Source organism: Patescibacteria group bacterium, from assembly GCA_028710985.1.
Lineage (GTDB): Bacteria > Patescibacteriota > Patescibacteriia > JAHJFT01 > JAHJFT01 > JAQTTB01.
On sequence record JAQTTB010000009.1, the window covers coordinates 1 to 7,423 of the forward strand.

The 7,423-nt window shown below is 51.0% G+C and carries 8 protein-coding genes; all 8 read left to right on the top strand.

Translation table 11 applies throughout. The features are described from left to right. The first annotated feature begins 39 nt into the window (after positions 1–39). Complete coding sequence (locus PHW53_05155) at positions 40–1,233, top strand: site-specific DNA-methyltransferase (GenBank protein MDD4995819.1); 1,194 nt, start codon at positions 40–42, stop codon at positions 1,231–1,233. Between the two features lie 127 nt (positions 1,234–1,360). Further along, a complete protein-coding gene (locus tag PHW53_05160) occupies positions 1,361–1,801 on the top strand; it encodes a hypothetical protein (GenBank protein MDD4995820.1) in 441 nt (146 codons plus the stop codon). 250 nt (positions 1,802–2,051) lie between these two features. Continuing rightward, positions 2,052–2,528, top strand: a complete 477-nt coding sequence (locus tag PHW53_05165; GenBank protein ID MDD4995821.1) for a hypothetical protein — start codon at positions 2,052–2,054, stop codon at positions 2,526–2,528. Further along, positions 2,507–2,989 carry a hypothetical protein gene (locus PHW53_05170; GenBank protein ID MDD4995822.1) on the top strand — a complete coding sequence of 161 codons (483 nt, stop codon included), beginning with the start codon at positions 2,507–2,509 and terminating at the stop codon, positions 2,987–2,989. The genes PHW53_05165 and PHW53_05170 overlap by 22 nt, the downstream gene beginning before the upstream one ends. 339 nt (positions 2,990–3,328) lie before the next feature. Further along, positions 3,329–3,892 (top strand): hypothetical protein, encoded by a 564-nt coding sequence (locus tag PHW53_05175; protein MDD4995823.1) that lies wholly within the window; start codon positions 3,329–3,331, stop codon positions 3,890–3,892. After that, positions 3,892–6,564 carry a DUF935 family protein gene (locus PHW53_05180; GenBank protein ID MDD4995824.1) on the top strand — a complete coding sequence of 891 codons (2,673 nt, stop codon included), beginning with the start codon at positions 3,892–3,894 and terminating at the stop codon, positions 6,562–6,564. Before PHW53_05175 ends, PHW53_05180 begins: the two co-directional genes overlap by 1 nt. After that, positions 6,561–6,797, top strand: a complete 237-nt coding sequence (locus PHW53_05185) for a hypothetical protein (protein MDD4995825.1) — start codon at positions 6,561–6,563, stop codon at positions 6,795–6,797. The genes PHW53_05180 and PHW53_05185 overlap by 4 nt, the downstream gene beginning before the upstream one ends. Further along, on the top strand, positions 6,787–7,423 hold a 637-nt coding region (locus tag PHW53_05190), incomplete at its 3' end, for a phage protease (protein ID MDD4995826.1). The genes PHW53_05185 and PHW53_05190, both read left to right, overlap by 11 nt.

The following is a 7,423-nucleotide window of genomic DNA, read 5'->3' on the forward strand; positions in this document are numbered from 1 at the left end:
CTCACGTTATTTCGCGGCATATAATCAGGAAGGCAGTGCATGAATAATATTATACAGGGCGATTGCCTGACGGTATTAAAAACCATGCCGTCCGAGTTTGTCGACTGTGTTGTAACGAGTCCGCCATATTGGGGCTTGCGTGATTATGGAACCGCGCAATGGCGAGGGGGCGACGCGAATTGTGACCATAAAAAATTAAGTCAAGGTAGGCCAACTTGGGGCGAGGGCAGCACTAATTCATCAACACTAAAGGGTCGGCCAACAAACGATAATCATGAACAAGAAGCGCATTATCTTGATATTTGCGGAAAATGCGGGGCGATACGCATAGACCAACAACTCGGTCTTGAAAAAACGCCGGAAGAATATGTTGACAAAATGGTAGAGATATTCAGAGAAGTTCGGCGGGTTTTAAAACCGGACGGAACGGCGTGGTTAAATTTGGGCGATTCGTATACGGGCGGTGGGCGCGGTAGTGGATATAGCGAAAAACAAGACAGCAATCGTGGGACGGTTGATATGCCACGAAGCATTGTTGCGCGGGGTCTCAAACCCAAAGACCTTGTGGGTATCCCGTGGCGTGTAGCATTCGCGCTCCAAGCCGATGGCTGGTGGTTGCGGCAGGATATTATCTGGCACAAACCGAATCCCATGCCGGAATCGGTTACAGACCGTTGCACGAAAGCGCATGAGTATATTTTTCTATTAGCGAAAGCGGAGAAGTATTATTATGACCAAGACGCAACAAAGGAGCCGATGGAAAGTTATCGTCCCGATATGGCAACAAAAGGAATTAGAACAGGTCTTGCTTATTTACAACAAACAAAAATTGCCAACAATTCAGTTAAGAATTTACAAAACAAAGGATTAACAACGCATACAATGCATATTAAACGAGCGGATGGAGTAGGCGAACCCGAAACAAATGGGCTACGCAATCGCCGCTCCGTCTGGACGGTTGCAACCGCCCCTTGCTCCGAAGCACATTTCGCCACGTTCCCGCCCGAACTGATACGCCCCTGCATACAAGCGGGTTGCCCGAAGGATGGCGTTGTTCTTGACCCGTTCATGGGCGCGGGGACTACCGCGATGGTTGCGGCGCAGGAAAACAGGCAATGGATTGGAATTGAACTCAACCCCGCGTATATCAAAATTGCAAATAAGCGAATAGCGACGGTAGAAAAAGGCGTAACAATTCAAGAGTTCAAGCAAGGCCAATCCACGTTATTTTAGCCCGTGTAAAGTAAAATCGAAAATATATTTTATTTTTTTTCTCGCAATAGACATAGAAAAAACTTCTAATATAATTTTTGGGGCGTTTTTATAATATTTCTCATCGCGCGTTATAATATACGTAGCGATGAAGAAAAAACTTTCAGAAGAAAACTTTAAAATACTCATCGAGTCCGCGAGAGCGGGCTTGACATTAGAACAAATCTCATATCGCCTTATGATTCCACAACGTACACTCCAAAGATGGATTACAGACCCCGATATTGTGGCGCAATATAAAAAAGCACGGCACGATAGCATGAACGATATCGCTGCGCGTATGGAGCGTGTCGCCAAAGGCCAAGAACCTCTCGCCACGCCGCAATCAATTACAGCGGCAATCTTCTACCTTAAAACCCAAGCGCAATGGCGCGAAACCGTCGACATCAATTCGACCGTAACGCTTGAAGTCAACAAGTTTAAGCAAGATATATTATCTGCGATTACAAAAGCGATTAAAGACCCCGCACTCGTTCAAAAGATTGCAGATGAAATCGAAAAAACCAGTACCGATAAATCTAGCGAGTGAGTTGCGCAGCATCGCCGCCGCTCGGCAAGACCCCGCAGCGCACGACGTAAATTCGTTCATTGAAAAAGTGTTTACTGATGAGACCGGGACGCCGATAAAGCAGGCAGATATGCATCGAGTATGGCATGAGCATATAAACGACTGCGAGAAGCGCGGGATATGGGCCGGAATATTAGGCCCATGGGGTCATGGGAAGACGGTGCAGGTGGTTATCGGGCGTACACTTTTCGACTTGGGTAGAAATCCAAATATGCGAATAAAAATAATCAGCGGCACGGATGATATCGCAAGCGCGCGCGTTTCGGTTTTAAAACAGCACATCGAGGGAGGAAAATTGCCATTCGCGCTACACCCGAACAAAGAACTTGGCTGGACGAATCATAAAATCTTTGTCGAGCGCGACGCGATAAGCAAAGACCCTAGCGTGGAAGGCAGAGGGATATTAAGTTCGGAGATGGGCGCACGCGTGGACAAACTTGTCTTTGACGACCCGGTGGACCTTAAAAATGCGATACAGCAACCAGCGTTGCGGCCGCAAGTGAAAGAGAGTTTCCGCAATACATGGCTATCGCGTTTGGAGCCGACCGGCATGGTTACTTATATTGGAACCGTGTGGCATGAAGACGACCTGAGTATGGAGTTGCTTTCTAACAAGCGTTTCAGTTTTCTAGTTATGTCAGTTAATAAATCTATGGACGGAATCGAATGCAGATATACGAACCGATAGGCAACGTGCCCGCTGCGCGTTGGTGGGCCGACGACGCAGGGCGCAAGTACACGATAGACCTCGCGCTCTGCTCGATATCGGTGCCGGACGGCATAACCGCCGCGGAAGTCGCGCGGCACAAGCCCGCGATGGCCGGATTCCTCGAATGTTTAAAGTCCGCGCACGACCCGCACGAGGCGGCCACGCGGATGCAGCCGGAAGTCGGCCCGGCGTTCGACGTGACGGGCCAGGCCGAGCACTACTTCCCGACCTGTTGGGTCGAGGCGCACCAGGCCGAGGCGACGCAACTGCTTATGGACCTCGATGCGCAAATATACGGGAACTGCTTATACAAGGGACTTAAACACTTAGATAATCCGAACCGGCTAATCAAGTGGGTAGATGATAAGCCAGTGGATATTATGACGCATCAGGGGAAGAACGAGCGGCGCAGGCAGCGCAGGATGGCAAGGAGTGGTTAGGTATATGAGCGCGAAAGAAATTAAAGTGGAAATGCGAATTAAGTATCCGCGTATCGTTTATTTACGCCATAGATTGGCACTGCTTCTATTCCGGCTGTCTTGCTGGCTTAGTCCTTTTTCTGTAACCGTGATACGTGAGAAATGAAATCCATCCTCGACATCCCCGTAGTTGACACCATCCCTCTCTGGGAGCGGTGGACTACCGAACGGCTGCGCAACCGCGCAGTTGAAATCGGTGAATTGGCCTTCGCGCGTGGATTCCGTAATATCGCCATATCAGACGAAGCGTTAATGTTTAAGCACTTCGACCGGGCTATTCGTATATGTCGCTCGCCTCTCATGCCAGAACACCCCAAATTTACCGGCGTTGACCTTGCCGGACCTAAGCGCGCCGGGACCGCGATTATAACTTTCGCGCTCATAGGAAAAGAGCGTTGGATTATTGACGTGCGCATTAAGCAACTGTCTAGCGTAGAGACGGCCGGAGAGATTGCAGACGTTGACCGCCTGTATCACCCGCGCCTTATTGCCGTTGAAGACAACGGATATCAGACAGCACTGCTTGACTGGATGCGGGCAGCCCGCCCTGGGCTGCCCGTTATCCCATTCCGCACGGGGTTACAGAAACTCGACCCGTGCGTCGGGCTGCCGTCGCTAGACATCGAACTCGAACAGGGCTTATGGGTTGTACCGTACGAGAAACAGCACGACCCCGACTGCCAGTGTGGGACGTGCAAATTCGTCGCGCAAGTGCGCTCATACCCGCTCGGCACCGAGACCGACGCGGTGATGGCGTGGTGGTTCGCGCGCGAGGCGTACGTGCAATTCGGCGGGGCGCAAGGCAGCCAGCCGCGTACGGGCGGGGGTGCGGAAGCGGCCAGGATATATAGGGAGGCGTGGTAATGGTAACATCGGCCGCAACGTCGCCGCGGGTGATAATAGGAAGAACCGGCACCGAGAATAACGGCGGGATATTCACCGAAGATTATAATACGAAGATGCAGCATCCGACGATATGGACGCATTTCGAGCGGATGGATAACGACCAGACCATTTATCAAATCAAGCAGGGGATTACGCTGCCAGTAAGAAGAGCGGAGTTTGAGTTGGAAGGGGACTCGAAAGAAATAAAAGAATGGGTCGAGTCGCAGTTATTTGATGACCGGCGCTTCGAGAACTGGCTCGAACAGGCGCTTGAATATTACTTCTGGGGCTTTGCTATGTTCGAGGTTACGTATGCCGTCGAAGAGGGGAAGACGGTATGGCAGGACATCGGCTATCGGCATCAGCGTACAATCGAAAAGTGGAACTTCGACGGGGACACGCTCCGGGATATCGAGCAAATGGCTGAAGACCTCGGCACGGGCGCATATAAAACGGTAAATATTCCAGCGGATAAATTAATGTTATTTACTGCGAACCAACGCGGCCGCAGTTACGCGGGCAAGGGACTATACCGCGTGCTCTGGAAAATATGGAGCATGAAGGAAGCCGTCGAGAAGTATCTCGCCATGTACTGCGAACGCATCGGCGCGGGGATACCAGTCGTAACGATACCGACCGGCATGAGCGACGCGGACGCGGACAAACTCGAAACGATAATGAAAAAGTTCCGCGCGGGCGAGCACCAGTATTTTATCGGCACCGCCGGGATGACAGTTGATTTACTGCAAGGAGGCACACAAGGCCAGACCGACTTGATAGCCGTGATAAAACATTACGAAGAGGATATGGCGAAAGCCGCCCTGCTGCAATTCCTGAACCTCGGCACGACGCAGACGGGCAGCCGGTCGCTTGGCGAGGACATGTCGGCGTTTTTCCTCCGGTCCGCGCAAGCGATGGGGGACTATATCGCGGAGGTATTTAACCGCGAGATAAAACGCCTATGCTCGTTCAATTTCCCGAACGAGGAGGATTATCCTACGCTCGTCGTACGCGGCATAGCGGAAAAAGATGTTGAGGGGCTATCGAGAGCATTTAAGAACTTCGTTGACGCGGGCGCGATTGACGCGAAAGACCCGAAGATACAAGTTTACACGCGGGCGTTGATGGACCTCCCGGAGATGGATGAGGACGACCTGAAAGCGGCAGAAGAAGAGCGGGACGCGGCACGCGAGCAGCGGCTGGCACCGCCCGTTGCTCCGGGTGCGAGCGGAGTTACAAGCGCACCCGCCAAGTTCACCGACGACCCGCCCATGTCCCCGGTTGCAATATCCTCATATTTCGGCAACATGGACCCGGCTAAACGCGCGAACGTGCTGCGCGGGCTGTGTGGGAAGTATGAGGACGAAAACACCGCAGTTAGCCAAGCCACGGCACGGGTGGCGAGCATAGACGCACGGCTGTCCGGACTGCGTGACCGTATCGGCAAAAAAGCCACCCAGTTTTATACAAATTACATGGAGACGCTCGTTACGGCTATCTCCGAGGGCAACGCGCCCCAGAGCGTGCGCCCCGCGCGCGTAGACAAGGCCGTCGAGGGCATGTCCGCTGAGACGACCGAGGCGTATGGGGCGGGGCAGAAGGATTATGGCGCGCCAGTCGCGGAGTTTATCGAGTGGGAGCCGCGCACCCGCAAGGAACTTAAAGCGAAATTGATGATAGGCGTTCGGAAAATTCAAGATAGCGCGGAGATTGCGCTGATGCAGGCCAAGCGGACGGGGCTGACGGGCGCCAAGCGCACGGAGTACCTGACGCAGCAGATATATGGATTATCAGAAGCCAATTTACAGCGTTCGATTAGAGAGGTCGTCAACGTGGCTTACGGCGACGGCCGGCAAGCGGCTGCTCGCAAGATGAACGCCCCGCTCGAGGTTTACGCTGCTGTAATGGACCGCGACGCCTGCTACGAGTGCATGGTGCGCGACGGGCAGGTCCACCGCGCGGGCGACCCGGACTATCTTACCGGCGGCGAGAATCGGCACTGTCTCGGCCACGACGCTTGCCGGTGCATTAACATACCATTGGAGGAATCAGATACATTTTATGACCCAGACCAGCCACGCGACGACCACGGAATGTGGGCGGCGGGTAGAAGTATCGGGGGAAGCACGGCTAAAATATCTTATGCAAAAGGCGCAAAGGACAAAGAATACGATGTATACCGAAGAACAGAAACAATAAAAACAACGGATAAACAATTAGGAAATATTCGAGCGGAACTTAACGATGATATTCGCTCGGCTGTGGATAAACAAGAAATCGAAATTGATACGTATGCCAGATTGAAATCTGATAGGGCTGGAACATATACATCAGGTACATTTAATAAAGATAAAAAAGCAAGAATTCAACTTAATAAAAAAAATTATAACGAACAAGAGGCAGCGTGGGCGCTAGATCATGAATACGGGCACCATATTACATTCACCGCTCCGGAAAAACTACGGGGCAAGAATGGATGGGATGTTGCGGACATTCATAGAATAACAGGCGAGGGTGTTACCGAATACGCGCGCATTTCATGGGACGAGAATTTTGCGGAATCATTTGCAGCATATCGCAACAATCCTAAAATGTTAAAGAAAAAAGCACCTAAGATGTATGCGTTTATGAAGGAGGTTGTCTTCAAATGATTTATATTATTACAAAAGACAATAAAGAAATTGGAACTATTGATGAGTCGTTGAAAATTATTAAAGGAGAAGAAGCAATAAAAAATATATTGCAAAATACAAAATATATTAACGGAATAAAAGAGGAAGATGCTTTTATAACGAATATATCAGATATAAAAACAATCAATTCATTTTTAGATACCGCTATTCGTATGGGATATGATTATACGGAGGAGAGCGATGCAGTATAGTTTACACGGAGCCGTCGAATGCGCCGAGGTCAACGACGACCGCGAAGTCGAAATTCAAATCGCCCCCGTCGGCAAGTGGAAGCACCCGACGTATGGCGATATCGAAATCACCGAGGACCATTGCAAGCAGGCTGCAGATTACTTCTCGACCGTCGGCGCGGAAGTGCAGATGAACTACGAGCACCAGCGCGGAGCTGCGAGTGGATGGATAAAACGTCTGACGCATAAGGCCGGCAAAGGTCTATTCGGCCTCGTTAAGTTCACAAAGAAATGCGCGGAGATGGTTCGCGACGGAGAATACAAGTATATCTCACCAGAACTGATTTTTAACGGCAAGGATAAGAAAAGCGGTTCGCCCGTCCCCGTGCGCGTGTACGGAGCGGCGGTGACAAACACGCCGTATTTCGACGGGATGCAGCCGCTTTCTAATTTTGGCGAGAGTCGAGAACCGGCGTGGTACTTCACCGAGACGCAGGTTGACTGCCAAACCCCCGAAGCAGGAAAGGAAAAAAATGTCATGGATAAGGAAACTCTGGAAAAAATGGGCATAGTTATCAAAGGCGAAGAAAAGCCCGAAGAAGCCCTCCTCCAAGCGTTCACGGAGCAGAAAAAAAGGAATAGTATTT

Coding starts and splice junctions, on each gene's coding strand:
- PHW53_05180 (MDD4995824.1), top strand. CDS start 3,892: ATGGTAACATCGGCCGCAACGTCGCCGCGGGTGATAATAGGAAGAACC.
- PHW53_05165 (MDD4995821.1), top strand. CDS start 2,052: ATGCGAATAAAAATAATCAGCGGCACGGATGATATCGCAAGCGCGCGC.
- PHW53_05160 (MDD4995820.1), top strand. CDS start 1,361: ATGAAGAAAAAACTTTCAGAAGAAAACTTTAAAATACTCATCGAGTCC.
- PHW53_05175 (MDD4995823.1), top strand. CDS start 3,329: ATGCCAGAACACCCCAAATTTACCGGCGTTGACCTTGCCGGACCTAAG.
- PHW53_05170 (MDD4995822.1), top strand. CDS start 2,507: ATGCAGATATACGAACCGATAGGCAACGTGCCCGCTGCGCGTTGGTGG.
- PHW53_05155 (MDD4995819.1), top strand. CDS start 40: ATGAATAATATTATACAGGGCGATTGCCTGACGGTATTAAAAACCATG.
- PHW53_05185 (MDD4995825.1), top strand. CDS start 6,561: ATGATTTATATTATTACAAAAGACAATAAAGAAATTGGAACTATTGAT.